This window comes from Spirillospora sp. NPDC048911 (assembly GCF_043198015.1).
Classification (GTDB): Bacteria; Actinomycetota; Actinomycetes; order Streptosporangiales; family Streptosporangiaceae; genus Spirillospora.
The window spans coordinates 1-17,470 of the sequence record NZ_JBICUD010000012.1 but is presented as its reverse complement, the minus strand read 5'-3'; the positions used below and the strand labels follow the sequence as shown (position 1 = coordinate 17,470).

12 protein-coding genes and 2 pseudogenes are annotated in these 17,470 nt (G+C 72.8%); 9 read left to right on the top strand and 5 right to left on the bottom strand.

The genetic code is table 11. The features are described from left to right. Nucleotides 1–89 precede the first annotated feature (89 nt). The 9 genes from ACGFNU_RS41350 (at nt 90) to ACGFNU_RS41310 (ending at nt 12,740) form a co-directional block, all read left to right on the top strand. Nucleotides 90–1,520 (top strand): hypothetical protein, encoded by a 1,431-nt coding sequence (locus ACGFNU_RS41350; protein WP_392602089.1) that lies wholly within the window; start codon nt 90–92, stop codon nt 1,518–1,520. After that, a complete protein-coding gene (locus ACGFNU_RS41345) occupies nt 1,517–2,758 on the top strand; it encodes a hypothetical protein (RefSeq protein ID WP_392602088.1) in 1,242 nt (413 codons plus the stop codon). The genes ACGFNU_RS41350 and ACGFNU_RS41345 overlap by 4 nt, the downstream gene beginning before the upstream one ends. Beyond that, entirely contained in the window at nt 2,755–3,624 is an 870-nt protein-coding gene (locus tag ACGFNU_RS41340) for a sulfotransferase (RefSeq protein WP_392602087.1), read from the top strand. Before ACGFNU_RS41345 ends, ACGFNU_RS41340 begins: the two co-directional genes overlap by 4 nt. A 25-nt stretch (nt 3,625–3,649) precedes the next feature. Further along, nucleotides 3,650–5,152, top strand: a complete 1,503-nt coding sequence (locus tag ACGFNU_RS41335) for a hypothetical protein (protein WP_392602086.1) — start codon at nt 3,650–3,652, stop codon at nt 5,150–5,152. Nucleotides 5,153–5,292: 140 nt separating this feature from the next. Beyond that, the gene (locus ACGFNU_RS41330; protein WP_392602085.1) at nt 5,293–7,374 is read left to right on the top strand and encodes a Wzz/FepE/Etk N-terminal domain-containing protein; all 2,082 of its coding nucleotides are present in this window, start codon (nt 5,293–5,295) and stop codon (nt 7,372–7,374) included. Beyond that, complete coding sequence (locus ACGFNU_RS41325) at nt 7,358–9,079, top strand: polysaccharide biosynthesis C-terminal domain-containing protein (RefSeq protein ID WP_392602084.1); 1,722 nt, start codon at nt 7,358–7,360, stop codon at nt 9,077–9,079. Before ACGFNU_RS41330 ends, ACGFNU_RS41325 begins: the two co-directional genes overlap by 17 nt. Continuing rightward, a complete protein-coding gene (locus tag ACGFNU_RS41320) occupies nt 9,063–10,388 on the top strand; it encodes a hypothetical protein (protein ID WP_392602083.1) in 1,326 nt (441 codons plus the stop codon). Before ACGFNU_RS41325 ends, ACGFNU_RS41320 begins: the two co-directional genes overlap by 17 nt. A gap of 16 nt (nt 10,389–10,404) precedes the next feature. Continuing rightward, nucleotides 10,405–11,763 carry an RCC1-like domain-containing protein gene (locus ACGFNU_RS41315; RefSeq protein ID WP_392602082.1) on the top strand — a complete coding sequence of 453 codons (1,359 nt, stop codon included), beginning with the start codon at nt 10,405–10,407 and terminating at the stop codon, nt 11,761–11,763. Further along, on the top strand, nt 11,757–12,740 hold the full coding sequence (locus tag ACGFNU_RS41310) for a glycosyl hydrolase (protein WP_392602081.1): 984 nt from the start codon (nt 11,757–11,759) through the stop codon (nt 12,738–12,740). The genes ACGFNU_RS41315 and ACGFNU_RS41310 overlap by 7 nt, the downstream gene beginning before the upstream one ends. Nucleotides 12,741–12,785: 45 nt before the next feature. Here the strand turns inward: ACGFNU_RS41310 and ACGFNU_RS41305 are convergent, their stop codons facing one another. The 5 genes and pseudogenes from ACGFNU_RS41305 to ACGFNU_RS41285 all read right to left on the bottom strand — a co-directional run. After that, nucleotides 12,786–13,718 carry a hypothetical protein gene (locus ACGFNU_RS41305; protein WP_392602080.1) on the bottom strand — a complete coding sequence of 311 codons (933 nt, stop codon included), beginning with the start codon at nt 13,716–13,718 and terminating at the stop codon, nt 12,786–12,788. 71 nt (nt 13,719–13,789) lie between these two features. Beyond that, nucleotides 13,790–14,686, bottom strand: a complete 897-nt coding sequence (locus tag ACGFNU_RS41300) for a glycosyltransferase family 2 protein (protein WP_392602079.1) — start codon at nt 14,684–14,686, stop codon at nt 13,790–13,792. Between the two features lie 137 nt (nt 14,687–14,823). Then, nucleotides 14,824–15,801 (bottom strand): annotated as a pseudogene (rfbB, locus tag ACGFNU_RS41295) (dTDP-glucose 4,6-dehydratase); the annotation flags it as partial. Nucleotides 15,802–15,886: 85 nt separating this feature from the next. Continuing rightward, nucleotides 15,887–17,149, bottom strand: a complete 1,263-nt coding sequence (locus tag ACGFNU_RS41290) for a sulfate adenylyltransferase subunit 1 (protein ID WP_392602442.1) — start codon at nt 17,147–17,149, stop codon at nt 15,887–15,889. A 17-nt stretch (nt 17,150–17,166) separates the two neighbouring features. Next, nucleotides 17,167–17,470, bottom strand: a pseudogene (locus ACGFNU_RS41285) (sulfate adenylyltransferase small subunit); the annotation flags it as partial.

Genomic DNA, 17,470 nt, shown 5'->3' with positions numbered 1-17,470 from the left:
AGGGCGGGTCGAGACGGGACATCGCCGCACCTGGCACCGCCGGCGTGGCTGACGGGTTAGCCTGCGAAGTCGGGACGACTGGGGGCAGTGTGAGCGGGACGAGAGCGACGGGCGCGCCGGGCGGCGTCCCGACGTGGTCGCGCCCGCGACCGGGGGCCACGCCGCACTTCGGCAAGATCTACCGCACCCGCCGCAAGTTCTCGCTCAGCCACCGGCTGGGGCCCGGCTGGCCGCTCACCGTCATCTTCGTCGGGTTCCCGGTGTGGTGGCTGCTCGGCCTCGGCACGTTCATCTTCCTGCTGATGACCGTGCCCATGGCGCTGTACCTCTACCGCAACCGGGCCCAGCTGGTGGTCCCCCGCGGCTTCGGGCTCTGGCTGTTCTTCCTGGTCTGGGTCCTGCTCGGGGTCGGCGTGCTCTGGGCCCAGGCCCCGGGCGCGGCGGTCGGCGGGGGCATGGGCCGGTTGCTGGTCTTCTTCTGGCGGGTCGCCTGGTACGTGGCGGCGACGGTCGTCCTGCTCTTCATCGGCAACCTGCGCGAACGCGACCTGCCGGCCGACCGGGTGGCCCGGCTGCTGGGCCTGATGTTCGTGTTCACCACGGTCGGCGGGCTGATCGGCTCGTTCTTCCCCACCCTCGAACTGACCTCCCCGGTCGAGATGATCCTCCCGGGCGGCCTGGCGAAGAACGAGTTCATGGCCGACTGGATCCATCCCAAGGTCGCCTCCATCGAGTCGATCCTGGGCTTCGAGCAGGCGCGGCCGATGGCGCCGTTCCCGTACGCCAACACCTGGGGCTCGGCCTACGCGTTCTTCCTGCCCTTCTTCATCATGACCTGGCTGGTCCAAGGCTCCCGGACGCGGCGGGCGGCCGGCGGTGTGATCCTGCTGCTCTCCCTGTGGCCGGTCGTCTACTCCCTCAACCGGGGGCTGTGGCTGGCGCTGGCCGTGATGGCGCTGTTCGGCATCGCCAAGATCCTGGCGAACGGCGACCTCTCGACGGTCCGGCGCACCGTCACGGCGATGCTGGCCGGCGCGGTGCTGATCGCCGCCTCACCGCTGCCGGGGATGATCCAGACCCGGCTCGACAACCCGCACAGCAACAACCGCCGCGGGCTGCTGGCCTCCCAGACGGTGCGCAGCGCGATGACCGGCTCGCCGATCGTCGGCTTCGGCTCCACCCGCGACGTCCAGGGCAACCTCACCTCGGTGGCGGGCGGCGACCGGCCCGGCTGCCGGGCCTGCGGCGCGCCCCCGCTGGGCACGCAGGGGCACATCTGGCTGCTGATCTTCGCCACCGGGCTGGGCGGCACGATCACGTTCCTGCTCTTCTTCGCCCTGTTCTTCTTCCGCCACTGGCGCTCGCGCGCGCCCTACTGCCTGGCCGGCTGTGCCGTGCTCCTCTCGTTCGGGCTGTTCGTGCTGACCTACGACCTCGTGGAGGTCCCGCTGTTCACGGTGATGATCGCGGTGGCGCTCATGTGGCGCGCCCGCCGCACGGCCCGGGGCGGCCCGGCATGAGCGGCGCGACGAAGGCCGCCGCCTGGGTCGAGACGGTCGAGGCCCTGTGGCCCGGGGCCCGGGTCGAGCCGCACGATCGCCGTGCGCCGGCCGGCCGGGGCGGCACAGGCGCGGGGAGCGGCGGCACCGCGGACGGCCACCGCCGCGAGCTGGTCTTCCTTCCCGACGCCGACCACCCGCGGCTGCTGCTGCCGGCGGGCATGCCGGGCGTCGCCGCGGCGGCGCTCCGCCGCTACAGCCACGATCTCGGGGTCAAGCAACGGGTCTCCCGGTCGCTGGCGGCGATGGCGGCGCGTACGGGCCTGCCCGAACGGGCCATGCGCGACCGGCTCCGCGTCCACGGCGGGGAGGGGGCCTCGATCGAAGACCATCTCGGCGAGCTGCTCGGGCGCACCGTGGTGGTCTCCGTGGGCCTGGGGCCTCTCCGGGCCAACCGCAAGCCGATCCTGCACGTGCTGACCCCGGACGGCGCGGCGGTGGCGTTCGTGAAGGTCGGCGACACCCCCACCGCCCTCGGGCTGATCGCCGCCGAGGCGAAGGCGCTGGCGAACCTGGCGGGCCGGGAACTGCCCGGGATCGACGTGCCGCGCGTCCTGCATCACGGCGACTGGCGCGGCCTCGGCCTGCTGGTCCTCTCGGCCTTGCCGACCACCGCCCTCGGCTGGCGCCCGCGCCGCTCCGCGCCGCTGGCGGCGATGCGCGCTCTGGCCGCCTCCGGCGCCGGACGGCACGAGGTGAAGCTGGCCGACAGCCCGTACTGGGCCGAGATCCAGCAGGTGCCGGCCCGGCTCGACGACGCCGGCGCCGCCGCCCGGCTGGCCGAGGTCATCGAACGCGCCGGCGAACGCCACGGTTCCGTGGCGCTGGAGTTCGGCGCCTGGCACGGCGACTGGACCCCGTGGAACATGTCCTGGCGCCGCGGCAAGGTGCAGCTGTGGGATTGGGAACGGTTCGCCGACGGGGTTCCCTGCGGTTTCGATCTCCTGCACTACCGCTTGCAGGAGGCCTCCCGGACCGCCGCCCGGTCACCCTACGAGCACCTGCCCTCCCCCGAACTGGCGGCTGAGCTGGCCGCGCCGCTCGGCCTCTCCGGTGCCGCGGCCACCGCCCTCGCGGAGCTCTATTTCCTGGAGCTCTGCGTCCGCTACCAGCTCGCCGCCCAGGAGCCGATCGGGGCACCGCTGCGCGCGCGCGCCGACCAGTTGCTCAGCCTGCTGCACGCCGGAGGACACGCATGATCTCGCGACGCGACGCCCCGCAGTGGGTGAAGGACTCCGGCCGGGCGACCACCCGGTCCATCGGGCGCCTCACCACCGAGCTCCGCATGCTCCCCGACTTCCTCATGGTCGGCACGCAGCGGGGCGGCACGACCTCGCTGTTCCGCTCGCTCGCCGAGCATCCGGCCATCGCCCAGCCCAACTTCCACAAGGGTGTGCACTACTTCGACGTGAACTACCAGCGCGGGCGGCGCTGGTACCGCGGGCACTTCCCGACCCGGGCGGCCGCCCGCCGGCGCGCCGCCGAGGTCGGCTGCCGGCCGCTGGCGTTCGAGTCGGCCGGCTACTACATGCATCACCCGCTCGCACCCGCGCGGATCGCCGCCGATCTTCCCGGGGTCAAGCTGATCGCCCTCCTTCGCGACCCGGTCGAGCGGGCCTTCTCCGCCCACAAGCACGAGCTGGCCCGCGGCTTCGAGACCGAGCCGTTCGAGCGCGCCCTGGAGCTGGAGCCGGCCCGGCTGGCGGGCGAGGTCGAGAAGATCCGTGCCGACGGCGGGTACCTGAGCCACAGCCACCGCCATCACTCCTACGTCGAACGCGGCCAGTACGCCGACCAGCTGGACGTGCTCTTCGGCCTGTTCGGGCGCGAGCGCGTGCACGTGCTGTTCGCCGAGGACTTCTTCGCCGAGCCCGAGCCGCACTATGACCGCATCATCGACTTCCTGGAGTTGCCGCGCTGGCGTCCCGCGACGTTCGAACGCCACAACGCCAGGCCGAGCTCGCCGATGCCCGAGTCCGTCCGGGCCCGGCTGACCGGCCACTTCGAGCCGTACGACACCAGGCTCACCGAGCTGCTCGGTGAGGTCCCCGCCTGGCGGCGCTGATGGGGCGATGGGACGAGGCGATGAGATGAGCGACCCGCTGCGATCACCCGCGGTCCCGGGGCGCCGGATCCTGGTCCGGTCGTCGCCGCCCCCTCCGCCCGACACCGTGCCGCTCGCCCGCTACACCAGGTTCGTCCGGCGGCAGTGGCCGATCATCGCCGTCTGCGTGATCGCCGGATCCGTCCTGGGACTCCTGCGGACGATGCTCCTGGTCGACCCCACCTACACCGCGACCGTGGTGGTGCTCGCCCCGCCCGTGCCCCTCCACACGGGCCTGCAGAGCACCACGCTGCTGCCCGCTCCGCTGGCGACCCCGGTCAAGCGCCGGCCGCGCGAGTCCACCATGGACACCGAGACCCAGCTCGTGCACTCCGACGAGGTGCTCCGCCGGCTCAGCTCCTTCCCCGGCTTCCGGGCCGGACGCGAGGAGCTCACGCGGCGGGTCGCCATGCGCGTTCCGGAGAACACCCGCGTCCTGCACATCATGGTGACCGCCGACACCCCGGTGCACGCCCGCGACGGCGCCGACATCGTCGCCGAGACGTACCTCACGCTGCGCGGCGAGATCCTCGGCGGCATCCAGCAGCGGAACCGCGAGGGCCTGGAACGCCGCCGCGACCTCCTGCGCAGGCAGCTGGCCTCTCTGCCAGGCGACCCGTCCGACCTCACCCGGCTCACGGTGCGCACCCGCCGGCAGGCGATCATGCGCGAGATCGGCGAGGTCGAGAAGCAGCTCACCCAGCTCGAGGGCACCGCGATCCAGCCCGGCGAGGTGGTACGCGGCGGCTCCACGCCGCAGGTCGCCGACGATCCCGGCCGCGAGGTCTCGCCGACCACGGGCGCCGGGCTGGGACTGCTGGCGGGCGTGGGCCTCGGCATGGCGCGGGCGCGGCGCCCCCGGCGGCTGCGCACGCGGGCGGAGATCCGCGAGTCGCTGGGCCTGCCGGTGCTGGCGGAGATCCGGGACGACCCGGTGGGCTGGCAGAACGCCGGCCGCCGGCTGCGCAACCTCGTCCACCAGGAGGACGCCACCACGATCCTGCTGGCCGGGGTCCCCGGCCGGGTGGCCGTCGATCCGGCGCGCGACCTCGCCGCCGCCGTCGTCGAGAGCGGCCGGACGGTGACCCTGCTGCGCATCGACCAGGGCGACGGGGCCGACGAGACCTGGCACGAGCGCGCGGACGACGGGCTGGACTCCGATCCCCGCTTCACGGTGATCGTGCTCCGCAACCCGGACGAGGACCGGAAGATCACCAAGGCGATCGCCGCCGCCCGCCGGGTGTCCTCGGTCGTGGTGGTCGTCGGCGCCGGGCTGAGCGGTGCCCGGACCCTCTCGGTCGCGCTCGCGTGCGACCTCAACGTGCTCGTCACCGACAGTGCCCACGCGCTGGACCAGGACCTCGCCGCGGGCGTCCGCGCGCTCGAGGCGGTCTCGGCCAAACCGCACGGCATCGTGCTGGTCGGTGCCGGGACGGGACGCGACCACGGCAAGCGGAGACGGAACGACCTTGCGCCGGCGTCCGGCTGAATGGCTCGGCCGGACACGCCGGTCTCGCGGGAAACGCAAGGCCAGGGCGTGGCACGGTGGACTGCAGGTAATGTCGAGGCAAACACGCGGCCTGGTGCCGGTCGACGAGTTCAGAGGCATCGAACACTTGGGGAGACGAAGTGGCGGCCGACCAGACTGGAACAGCCCATGGACAGCTCGTCGCCGCCCTGCGCCGCCAGCGCAAGCTGATCCTTCTCATCGCGCTGCTCACCACCGGCGCGGGCTTGGCGGCCGGGCTGCTCACCACGACGCTCTACACGGCGACGGCGTCCACGCTCGTGTCGCCCCTGGAAGGCAACCCGTACTCACCGCAAGGGCGTGGTGACGACCTGCTCAACCTCGAGACCGAGGCGCAGCTCGTCAAGACCGACGCGGTCGCCAAGATGGTGCGCGCCAAGCTCCGCACCGAGGAGTCGCCCGGCGAGCTGCGCGCCCAGGTCACCGTCCAGGTGCCGCCCAACACCCAGGTGCTCAACATCAGCTTCGCGGCCAACGGCCCGGCGCAGGCGCGCGACGGGGCCCAGGCCTTCGCCGACTCCTACCTCGCCTACCGGCGCCAGCGCACCCAGGCCATCCTCGACGGCAAGCTGAAGAAGCTGCAAGACAGCTCGCGCCGCGTCGAGGGCGTGCTCCAGACCGCGACCACCAAGCTCCAGTCGTCCACCGGCTCGCAGCGCGCCTACTGGAACACGCGCGTCCAGGCCTACACCAACCAGCTCGGCGTGATCGAGGAGCAGTCCAACGACGTCCGGAGCACCCCGATCAACCCTGGCCAGGTGATCAGCCCGGCTCTCCCGCCGGCGACGCCGGCCGCGATGCGCCCGCTGACCTTCGCCGGCGGCGGGCTGATCATCGGCCTGCTGCTGGCGGTCACCCTCGTCCTGCTCCGGATGCGCACCGACCGCCGCCTGCACGGCGTCCAGGACATCGAGCAGCTGGGGGTCCCGGTGCTCAGCACCGTGCCGCGCCCGAAGCAGGGCGAGGGGTCGCTGGCCCTGGCGAGCGCCCCCAAGGGCGGCGCGGGCGACGCCTACCGCCGGCTGCGCGCCTCGATCGTCGCCGGCGCGCCGTCCGCCCCGGTCGCCCTGCTGGTCACCGCGGCGACGCCCGGCCGCTCGGCGACCGTGGTCAGCTCCAACCTCGCCGTCGCGCTGGCGCTGGCCGGCTCGGCCACGATCATGGTCGACGCGGCGAGCAGCGAGCCCGACCCGGCTCCGCTGTTCGGCCTGCGGCGCTCCCGGGGCCTCTCCGAGGCGCTGCTCAGCGGCGTCGACCCCGCCGAGCTGCTCGTGCACGCCGACTCCCAGTTGCGGCTGCTGCCCCGCGGCGGTGACCCGGTCGAGGCCGCGCACCGCTTCAGCGGCCCGCGGATGCGCGAGGCGATCGACGTCCTGCGCCGGCGCGCGGGCTTCGTCGTGGTCAACTCCGACAGCGTCAGCGACGCCGACGCCCAGGCGCTGCTGGCCCTGGCCGACGCGGTGGTCCTGGTCGTGACGCTGGGCGTGACGACGCGGGACGAGCTGGAGCAGGCCTATGCCGAGGCCGAGCGGACCAAGACCCTCGTGATCGGCGTCGTCGTCGACACCCCGCCGAGCAAGCGGGCCAAGCGTGCCGAGGGCCACACCCGGCGGATGGACGGCGGTCCGTCCGTGCGGCTGTCGGACGGCCACGAGCCGGAGCGCAGGCCGGGCACGGCCGCGTCGCCGTCGCCCTCCCCCTCGTCCACCGCGTCATCGGCGGCGTCCGGCACGCTGGCGTCCACCGCGCTGTCCTCGTCATCGCGGCGCGCCGAGGGTCACCTGCCGGGTCAGCGCGCCGAGGGGTCCCGCGCGGGCCGGCGGCGCGCCGCCGAGAAGGCCGCCGACCTCGACGCGGCCGACCCGACGTCGACCATGCCCGACCACACCGCGCCGCTGCCCATGGTGAGCGACCTCAGGCTGACCGCCTCCGACGACGACGGCACCGAGCTGCCGGACAAGCCGGTGGCCAGCTCGGCCAGGAAGAGCAAGGCCGGGCAGAGCACGTCCGGCGGACGGCACGGCCGCTCGCCGGAGACGACGGGCGAGGGCGTCCGCGAGGTCGCGGACTACTGGCCGAGCCTGACCTGGGGTTCGGACGAGGACGAGGAGCGCCGCGACACCGGGCGCGAATCCAAGGGGAGCACGGGATCCAACGGTGCCAAGAGTGAACCAGGCTCCTGACGGGCCGAATCTCGGCCGCCTCGCCAGGGGCGGAGCCCTCAACCTCGCCGGAGCGGTCTCCGCCGGAGTGCTGGGGCTCGCCCTCGTCTTCGTCGTCGCGCACGCCTACGATCCCGCCACCGCGGGCGCGTTCTTCGCCGCCACGTCGCTCTTCCTGATCCTCGGCGCCGCGGCGGGCCTCGGCACCGACACCGGCCTGCTGCGCTGGGTGCCGCGCCACCTCGCGCTCGGCGACCCGGCGGCGGCGCGCCGCACGGTGCCGATCGCCCTGGTGCCGGTCGCGGCGCTCGCGGTGACCTGCGCCGTGGTGCTGGCCGTGCTCGCGCCCTGGCTGGCCGGCCGGCTCGGCTCCGGTGAGCCGGAACAGGTCACCGTCATGCTGCGGGTGCTGGCCGCCTTCCTCCCGCTGGCGGCGCTCCAGGACGCCCTGCTGGCGGCGACCCGCGGGCATGGGGCGATGCGGCCCACCGTGGCCATCGAGAAGGTCTTCCGGCAGTTCGCGCAGGTCGGTGGGGCGTCCGCCGCGGCCCTGCTGACCGATCACCCTGCGGCGCTCGCGCTCGCCTGGGCCCTGCCGTATCTGCCGGGCATGGTGGCCGCGGCGCTCTGGTACCGGCGGCTGGCCACCCGCACTTTCGCCACACTCGATGACGTCGCCGCAACAACGACCGCGCCGCCGCCTTCGCCGTCGCTCTCCGCGCCGTCGCAGTCCACACCGCCGCCGTCCGCGGCCTCACCGTCCGCACCATCGCAGTCCGCGCCGCCGCAGTCCGCAGCCACGCCGTCTGAGGGGGGCCGGGGGGCGATCAAGGCGCAGGCCGCGGAGTTCTGGCGGTTCACCTCGCCCCGCGCGGTCGCCGGCATCTGCCAGCAGGCGCTCCAGCGCGCCGACATCGTGCTCCTGGCGGCCCTCGCCTCGCCTCGCGAGGCCGCCCTCTACACCGCCGCGACCCGCTTCATCGTGATCGGCCAGCTGGGCACCCAGGCCGTCCAGAACGTCATGCAGCCCGCCGTGAGCCGGCATCTGGCCCTGTCCGACCGCGTGGGCGCCCAGAAGGTCTTCGCGGTCGCCACGACGTGGACGGTGCTGCTCACCTGGCCGGTCCACCTCACGGTCGCGGTGGGCGCCTCGGTCTACCTGTCACTGTTCGGCTCCGGCTACAGCGGCGCCGGCCAGGCGCCCACGGTGATCCTCGCGCTGGCCATGCTGCTCGCCACCGCCGCCGGCCCCCTCGACGTGCTGCTGCTCATGGCCGGCCGGAGCGGGCTCAGCCTGGTCAACAGCGCCACCGCGCTGGCGGTGAACATCGCCCTGAACCTGCTGCTCATCGACCGGTACGGGGCGACGGGCGCGGCGATCGCCTGGGCCGCCGCCATCATCACCCGCAACCTCCTCGGCATGGTCCAGGTCCGCCGGATCCTCGCCATCGGCCCGAAGGGAGCGGGGCTGCCGCTGGCGGCGTCCGTGGCGCTCCTGTGCTTCGGTATCTTGGCCCTGGTCATCAGGGAGATCTTCGGTGCGAACGCGGCCGGACTGGCGATAGGCCTCATCTCCGGCATGGCCGCATACGGTGCCCTACTCTGGTTCGGCCGGGACCGGCTCGCGCTCACCGCGTTCACCGCACTGCTGCCCGGCCGGCGTGGCGCCCGGCCGCCGGTGCCCGACGACGACCCTCCAAGGAGAGTGCATGCCCGCAAAGCTTGACCAGGTGCGACGTCGTTCGCGCACTCTCCTGCGCAAGGCCGGGGTCGCCCCCAGCGGCCCGCTGTACGGGCGGCTCGTCGACGCCGGGCGTTCCCTGCCCATTCCGCCCAAGGCGCGCTCGGCGGTGTCCACGGCGGTGCTCCGGCGCCCCTGGCACACCATGGTCCCGCTCGACCGCCTGCTGATGGGCGCGCAGGGAGGCTGGACGGCGCGCGAGTTCGCCGACCGCACCGATGACATGCTCTGGCCGTCCACCCCGTTCCTCGACGGGCCGCACGTGGCGCTGCTCAGGCTCGTGGACGAGCGCGGCGCGGATCACCCGCTCACCGACGAGGAGCTCCTCGGCACCGCCTACTGCCGGCTGGGTCTGCGCTGTATCGCGGCGGGCTCCACCTACTTCGGGGCCACCGACGAGGCCGGAGTGATCACGGCGGCCCGCGTGTTCATCGAGCGCTACCAGGGCAAGGCGACGCGGCAGCGGGGCCGGCGCCCCGACCAGAGCGGCCCCGGCGATCCCGTGCTGGTCGCCCCGGTGCGCGGCTCGGACTACTACCAGGTGCTCGACGGGCACCACCGGCTGGCCGTCGCCGCGATGCGCGGCCGGACGACCGCCCCGGTCCTCGCCAAGTGGCTGCCCGTGACGACCCCCCTCCAGGACCATCTGCTCAAGATGAGCTGGATCGACGGCAACCGGGAGCTCTACCAGCCCCTGGACGCGCCAGAGCTCCACAACTGGGCCAGAGTACGTCAGTGCACCGATCGCCTTGAGAAGATGCAGGCGTTCCTGGCCGAACGGCAGATCGCGGCTCCGGCGAGCTATCTCGACGTCGCCAGTTGCTATGGCTGGTTCGTCTCGCAGATGTCCGAGGCCGGTTTCACCGCCTCGGGCATGGAGCGCGACCCGCTGGCGATCCCGCTGGGCCGGGCCGCCTACGGGTTGCCCGGCGACGCCATCGCCACGGGAGACTGCGTCGAGCTGCTGCGCGACGCCGGCCGCACGTGGGACGTGGTGTCCTGCTTCAGCCTGCTCCACCACTTCGTGCTGGGCCGCGGCTCGGTCTCCGCCGAAGAGCTGATCAAGCTGCTCGACCGGGCGACCGGCCGGGTGCTGTTCTTCGACACCGGCCAGGGCCACGAGGAGTGGTTCCGCACCTCGCTGCACGGCTGGGACCCGGCCCGCATCGCCGCGTTCCTGCGCGAGCACACGACGTTCGACGAGATCGTCGACCTCGGCCCGGACGACGACGCCCGGCCGCCCTACGACGACAACTACGGGCGGCATCTGTTCGCCTGTGTCCGCGGTCGCTGACCGCCCGCCGGCCCTGATGAGCGACGTCCAGATCAGGATCCGGCGGGCCGCACCGCTCCGCGCGCGCACGGCGGCCGCGGTGATCGCGGTGACCGTCACGGCCACCGCGTGCACGGTCTCCACCAGCCAGGAGTACAAGATCCCGCAGGCGCATCCGGCGCCTCCGCCGGGTGCCGCCGCGCGCGAGGCCGGCGAGGTCTGGACCGCCGGCCTGAACGGTGACGGCCAGCTCGGCCGCGCGCCGGGCAAGCCGATGGACGCGGCCCTTGCACCGGCGGCGGGAGCGGGCGGCCGTGGCCGGTTGCGCGCCGTCGCGGTGGCCGCCGGCGGCCGGCACTCCCTCGCGCTGGTCTCCGGCGGCCGGGTGGCGGCCTGGGGCGCCAACGACAAGGGGCAACTCGGGGACGGCACGCGCATCGGCCGGAGCGAGCCGGTGGCCGTCCGGGCACCGGGCGGTTCCGGGCTGCCGCTCACCGGCGCCGTCGCGATCGCCGCCGACACCGACTTCTCGATGGCGCTGCTCCGCAACGGAAGCGTCGTGACCTGGGGCGCGGGCACGGTCGGCCAGCGCGGCATCGGGCGGACGGGGCGCACCGGCGAGCCGCCCGACCCGACGGTGGTGCTGCGCCCCGACGGTCGCGGGCCGCTCACCCGGGTGAGCGCGATCGCCGCCGACGGCAACACGGCACTGGCCCTGCTCAAGGACGGCACCGTGGTCGGCTGGGGCTCGAACGACTTCGGGATGGTCGGTGACGGCAGCTCCGTCGACCGTGCCCTCCCGCGCGCGGTGCGCGGTCCCGAGGGAGAGCAGCGGCTCGCCGGCGTGACCCAGATCGCCACCGGCGGGCAGCACGGGCTGGCCCGGCTGCGCGACGGCACGGCGGTGAGCTGGGGCCGCAACGACTACGGGCAGCTCGGCGACGGCACCCTGACCAACCGGCTGGAGCCGGTGCGCGTGTCCGGGCCGCACGGCCTTCCGGTGCTCCGCGACATCGTCACGATCACCGCCGGTGAGCAGCACAACTTCGCGCTGCGCGGTGACGGCGGCGTGGTCGCGTGGGGCAACAACACGGCCGGGCAGCTCGGCGACGGCACGACCAACTCCTCCCCGCGGCCGGTCCAGGTCGTGGGGGTGCAGAGCCCGCGGCTGCGCGGCGTGGTCCGGATCGTCGCGGGCGAGGCCTACGGTGTCGCGACCCTCACCGACGGCTCGGTCCTGACCTGGGGATCGGGCAGCAAGGGCCAGCTCGGCTCGGGCGCCAAGGCCCCGCGGACCAAGCCGGGAACGGTCGTGCTGGCCGGCGGGCGCCCCGCCGGCCGCGTGCTGGACGTGGGGGCGGGCCGCCGGCACCTGGCCCTGCTGATGAGATGGTGAGGCCGCGAGCGCCGCGGACCGGCGCGATCTCCCTCGTTCTGCTGTCGGCGACCCTGGTAGCGGCCTGCGGCGGCGGTTCCGACGACCGGCCGCGTCCCCGGGTGGCCCTCGGCGTCGCCGCGCAGAACCAGTCCGAGATCCAGCAGCGCGAGGACGAGACCGGGCATCGGCTGGCCGGCGTCCGGGTCTTCCGCCGCTGGGACGAGCCGGTCTTCGACTCCAGTACGCGGTGGGCGCGGCACGGCGACCGGGCCCTCTACCTGTCGATCAAGTCGAAGCGGCTGGACGACACCGTCATCCGGTGGCGCGACATCGCCGACGCCGAGCGCGGCACGCCGCTCCACAACGATCTGCTCTCCCAGGCGAAGCAGCTGAAGGACTTCGGCGCGCCCGTCTACCTGATCTTCAACCACGAGCCCGAGGCGCGGCCCTCCCGGCCGATGGGCACGCCCGCCGACTTCGTGGCGGCCTGGCGGAGGCTGGTGCGGGTCTACCGGAAGGCCGGAGTGAGCAACGTCCGCTACGTGTGGACGGCGACCAGCCTCGCCTTCAGCCGGAACGGCGGGCGCGAGGCGCGGGAGTTCTACCCGGGCGACGCCTACGTCGACGGGATCGGGGTCGACGCGTACAACTGGTACCAATGCCTGAGCCCCACCACTCCCTGGCTCAGCCTGGCGCAGCTGATCGAGCCCCATCGCCTCTTCGGGGCCGCACACCCCGGCAAGGAGCTCATGGTGCTGGAATGGGCGTCCGCCGAGGATCCGCGATCACCGGGGCGCAAGGCGGCCTGGTTGCGCGAGGCCGGCGAGCTCCTCCAGCGGCCGCCGTACGCCGCGTACACCGCGCTGATCTACTGGGACGGCCGGCACGTCCCCGAGGCCTCGCACATCAAGTGCGACCTGGACTACCGGAGCTCGGCGAGCAGCCTGTCGGCCTGGCGTCAGCTAGCCGACTCGGCCGCGTACCGGTTCCACTGATCCGGCCGTAGACGCTGGACGCGGAAGACCCCTAGACCTTCACCTTCAGGCCGTGGGTCCGCCGGGGCCCGCGTGCCGTCCACCGCCCGGAGCCTGGGGCCCAGGCGCGGCGGCGCCCGGTCCGGCCACCGGCTTGTCGGCCGCGGGGCTCGGTGTCCCTGGGCCATCGGAAGCGCCGGGCGCACCAGGCATGCCGGGAGCACCGGGAGCGCCAGGCGTGCCGGGGCCGCCGGGAGCGGCGTTGGCCGGAACGGCCGGAGCGCCGCCGGGCTTGGGAGCTCCGGAGGTCTTGCGGCGGCGCATCAGCACGAAGCCGGCGCCTCCGGCGGCCGCCACGATCACCACACCGATCACGACGAAGAGCAGCACCGGGGTGCCCCCGTCGGACTTCTTCGCGGCCTTGGCGGGCGAGGCGGCCGGGTCGGGCAGCGGCGCGCCCTGCTGCGGCACGGGAGCGCCCTTCTTGCCGGTCGGCTGGTTGCCGGTCGTGGAACGGCCGTTGCTCTGGGCGCCCACCTTCCGCTCGTCGAGCTGCCGGATGAACGCCACCAGCGCCCGGTCCGGCTTGCCCTTGTTGCCGCCGACGGCCTGGCGGTAGGCGGTGAGCACGGTCGCCTTGGGCAGGGCGGTCGAGGACGCCTGGAGGGAGGTGCCGGCCAGGACGACGTAGGTGCCCTTGCGCCGCATCGCCGCCTGGAGCTTGCCGATCGCGACCGCCGGCTTCACGCCCGCGGGCAGCACCGCGATGAAGACCGGCGTGGAGCGATCCTGCGCCCCGCGCAGCGCGTCGAGCTGGGTGTCGGTCTTGAAGTAGCGGGCGCTCGAATCGACGTAGTACCCGGCTTCACCGATCGACTCGGCCACCATGTTCCAGTCGGGCTCGGCCGCCCGCGCGGGAGCGGCCGCCCAGCCGGTCAGGACGAGCAGGGCGAGCGCGAGGATGCCTGGCACCGTCAGGCGGCGCGGGAAGGTGTCCACGGGTGCGGCTCCTTTGTGACGTTCGGCCGAAAAGGCATCGTAGCGGGGAGAATGCGGGCGGGTGCCGGAACTCAGATGCCGCGGCCCCGGGTGTGGAGGGCCAGCAGGACCCGTTTGCCGGAGACGGCGCCGGAGGCCACCGCGAGCGCGAAGGGCACCCGGCGTTCCTTCCAGTTGGCGCGCAGGGCGCGGGCCGACCAGCGGACGGCGTCGGCGCGGCGGCCGACCGTGGCGCAGCCGAAGGCGATCTGGCCGTAGACGCGGCCGGCGGCGGCGGGCGAGCGGCCGATCTCGGGATAGCGGTCGAGGAACCACTCCAGGGCCGCGACCTTGGTCTCCCAGGCCTGGGCGTAGTACGAGGTCAGACCCCACAGGACGCGTACGCAGGGCTCGTCCACGTTCACGATCGGATGGCGGCGGGCGGCGCGGAGCGCGAGGTCCCAGTCCTCGCCCTGGGCGCCGGGGATGGACTCGTCGACCATGCCGATCTCGACGAGCGCCGCGCGGCGCGCGACGTAGGTCGAGGAGTGCACGCTCATCATGCGGTCCTGGATGAGCGCGTCGTAGGTCACCCGGCCGGTGCCCGCGAGCCGGGGCAGCTCCCGGCCATCGAAGTCGATCATGATGCCGGAGCTGCAGAGCACCGCCCCGGGCTCGGCCTGGAGGGCCTCGACCTGGGCGGCGAGCTTGCCCGGCAGCCACTGGTCGTCATCGTCGCAGAAGGCCACGAGGTCGGTGCCGAGGGCCAGGATGCCGCTGTTGCGGGCCCCGGCGAGCCCGGGGGCACGATCGTTCTTGATCACCTCGACCCGGTCGGAGACCAGGGAGAGATCGGGCTCGGCGCGGTCGTACACCACGATCGCCCGCAGCTCCCCCGCGTACTCCTGCGCCAGCACCGACTCCAGCGCCCGGCGCAGCAGCTCGGGCCGGTTGTGCGTCGGCAGGACGACTCCGACGGAGGGGACCATGGCGACCTCGCATGGCGGGCCCGGCGACCCGCTGACCTTGGTTTTCGGGGGGCCGCCGGAGGCGTCCGGCGGTCCGCACGAGTCTACGGGCGGGACGGCGGTCGCGAGGCGCCCCATGCATGACTTGTCATCGATCGTCAGGCGGCGTCCTTGGAAGGGGTCTCCTTGAGGGGCTCCCACCAGGTGCGGTGTCGCTCGTACCAGCGGACGGTCTCGGCGAGGCCCTGGGTGAGATCGACGCGTGGCGTGTGGCCCAGGGCGCGGAGCTTGGCGCCGGAGAGGGCGTAGCGGCGGTCGTGGCCCTTGCGGTCGGGGACGTGCCGGACCCGCTCCCAGCCGGCGCCGACGGCGTCCAGGAGGCGGCGGGTGAGCTCGCGGTTGGTCAGCTCGCCGGTGCCCTCGACGTGGTAGACCTCGCCGGGCGCTCCGTGCTCGGCGACCAGCTGGACGCCGCGGCAGTGGTCGTCCACATGGATCCAGTCGCGGACGTGGTCGCCGTCGCCGTAGAGCGGGACGTCATGGCCGTCCAGCAGGCGCGTGACGAACAGCGGAATGATCTTCTCGGGGTACTGGTAGGGCCCGTAGTTGTTGCCGCAGCGCGTCAGGCTGACCGGCAGGCCGTGGGTCCGCGCGTACGCGCGGGCGATCATGTCGCCGCCCGCCTTGGCCGCCGCGTACGGGGAGTTGGGCGCGAGCGGCGCGTCCTCGGCCCACGCGCCGGTGTCGATCGAGCCGTACACCTCGTCGGTGGAGACCTGGATGACGCGGCGGGTGCCCGCGTTCAGGCACGCCCGCATGAGGGCCTGGACACCCTGGACGTTCGTGCGCACGAACTCGCCCGCGTCGTCGATGGACCGGTCGACGTGCGACTCCGCGGCGAAGTTGAGCACGACGTCATGGCCGGGGACCACCCGTGCGAGAAGGCTTTCGTCGCAGATGTCGCCGTGGACGAACGTGAAACCGCCCTCGACCGGCTTCAGGTTGGCCAGGTTGCCCGCGTAGGTCAGCTTGTCGAGGACGGTGACCCGCGCTCCGGCCCAGGCGGGGTACGAGCCGGAGACCAGTGAACGCACGTAGTGGGAGCCGATGAACCCGGCTCCGCCCGTGACGAGGACGGACGGCCTCGATCGGGACGGGCGCCCGGTGGAAGGGCGCCCGTCCCGATGATGGCGGTCGATGGCCAAGGTCCCCGTGTCCGGCCTACTTGGCGCCGATGATCATTCCGGCGCCGACGGTGTTGTTGGTGGCCTCGTCGATCAAAATGAACCCACCGGTCAGGCGGTTGCGGCCGTAGTCGTCGACGAACAGCGGCTGGGTGACGCGCAGGCTGATCCGGCCGATCTCGTTCAACTCCAGCGAGGTGGCCTGCTCGTCACGGTGCAGGGTGTTGACATCCAGCCGGTAATTAAGATCCTTGACCATCGCGCGGGCGGTCCGGGTGGTGTGCTTGATCACCAGCTTCATCCGCGGCGCCAACGCCCGATCCGGCGTCATCCAGCACACCATCGCCTCGATGTCCTGCGCCACCTCCGGCCGATTGTTCGGCCGCGCGATCATGTCCCCACGCGAAATATCGATGTCATCGGCCAGCCGCAGCGTGACCGACATCGGTGCGTACGCCTCGCCGACCGGGCCGCCCGGGCCGTCGATGTGGGTGATGGTGGTGGTCAACCCCGACGGCAGATGCACCACCTCATCACCCGGCTTGAGCACCCCGCCGGCCACCTGCCCCGCATAGCCGCGGTAGTCGTGCAGATCAGGGTCGGTGGAGGCGTGCGGGCGGATCACCGACTGCACCGGGAACCGCACATCGATCAGATTACGGTCCGAGGCGATGTGCAGATGCTCCAGATGATGCAGCAGCGACGACCCCTCATACCAGGACATGTTCGCCGACCGCTCCACCACGTTGTCGCCATGCAACGCCGAAATCGGAATGAACGTCAGATCGGCCACCTCCAGCTTGGAGGCGAACGCGGTGAACTCATCGATGATCTGCTCATACACCGTCTGGTCGTAGTCGACCAGGTCCATCTTGTTCACCGCCACCACCAGATGCGGCACCTTCAACAACGTGGTCAGAAACGCGTGCCGCCGCGACTGCTCCACAATGCCCTTACGCGCATCCACCAGGATGATCGCCAGGTCGGCGGTGGACGCACCGGTCACCATGTTGCGGGTGTACTGAATATGGCCCGGGGTGTCGGCGATGATGAACTTACGCCGCGGGGTGGCGAAATAGCGGTAGGCGACATCGATGGTGATGCCCTGCTCCCGCTCGGCCCGCAACCCATCGGTCAACAACGCCAGATTGGTGTACTCCTCACCCCGATCAGCACTGGTGCGCTCCACGGCCTCCAACTGATCCTCAAAGATCGACTTGGAGTCGTACAACAACCGGCCGATCAACGTCGACTTACCGTCATCGACACTGCCCGCCGTGGCGAACCGCAGGATGTCCATCTGCTTGGAGGCGGTCATTAGAAGTAACCCTCCTTCTTGCGGTCCTCCATCGCGGCCTCGCTGGCCCGATCGTCGGCGCGGGTCTGGCCGCGCTCGGTGATCCGGGTCGCCGCGATCTCCTCGATCACCTCGTCCAGGGTGGCGGCGCTCGACTTCACCGCGCCGGTGCAGGAGGCGTCGCCGACGGTGCGGTAGCGGACGGTGGCCTCGAACGCCGGCTCGTCGCCGCCGCGGTTGGCGTAGGAGATGTCGGCCAGCAGCATCCCGTCACGCTCGAACACCATCCGGCTGTGCGCGAAATAGATCGACGGCAACTCCAAC

Coding starts and splice junctions, on each gene's coding strand:
- ACGFNU_RS41310 (WP_392602081.1), top strand. CDS start 11,757: ATGGTGAGGCCGCGAGCGCCGCGGACCGGCGCGATCTCCCTCGTTCTG.
- ACGFNU_RS41300 (WP_392602079.1), bottom strand. CDS start 14,686: ATGGTCCCCTCCGTCGGAGTCGTCCTGCCGACGCACAACCGGCCCGAG.
- ACGFNU_RS41335 (WP_392602086.1), top strand. CDS start 3,650: ATGAGCGACCCGCTGCGATCACCCGCGGTCCCGGGGCGCCGGATCCTG.
- ACGFNU_RS41315 (WP_392602082.1), top strand. CDS start 10,405: ATGAGCGACGTCCAGATCAGGATCCGGCGGGCCGCACCGCTCCGCGCG.
- ACGFNU_RS41290 (WP_392602442.1), bottom strand. CDS start 17,149: ATGGACATCCTGCGGTTCGCCACGGCGGGCAGTGTCGATGACGGTAAG.
- ACGFNU_RS41340 (WP_392602087.1), top strand. CDS start 2,755: ATGATCTCGCGACGCGACGCCCCGCAGTGGGTGAAGGACTCCGGCCGG.
- ACGFNU_RS41345 (WP_392602088.1), top strand. CDS start 1,517: ATGAGCGGCGCGACGAAGGCCGCCGCCTGGGTCGAGACGGTCGAGGCC.
- ACGFNU_RS41320 (WP_392602083.1), top strand. CDS start 9,063: ATGCCCGCAAAGCTTGACCAGGTGCGACGTCGTTCGCGCACTCTCCTG.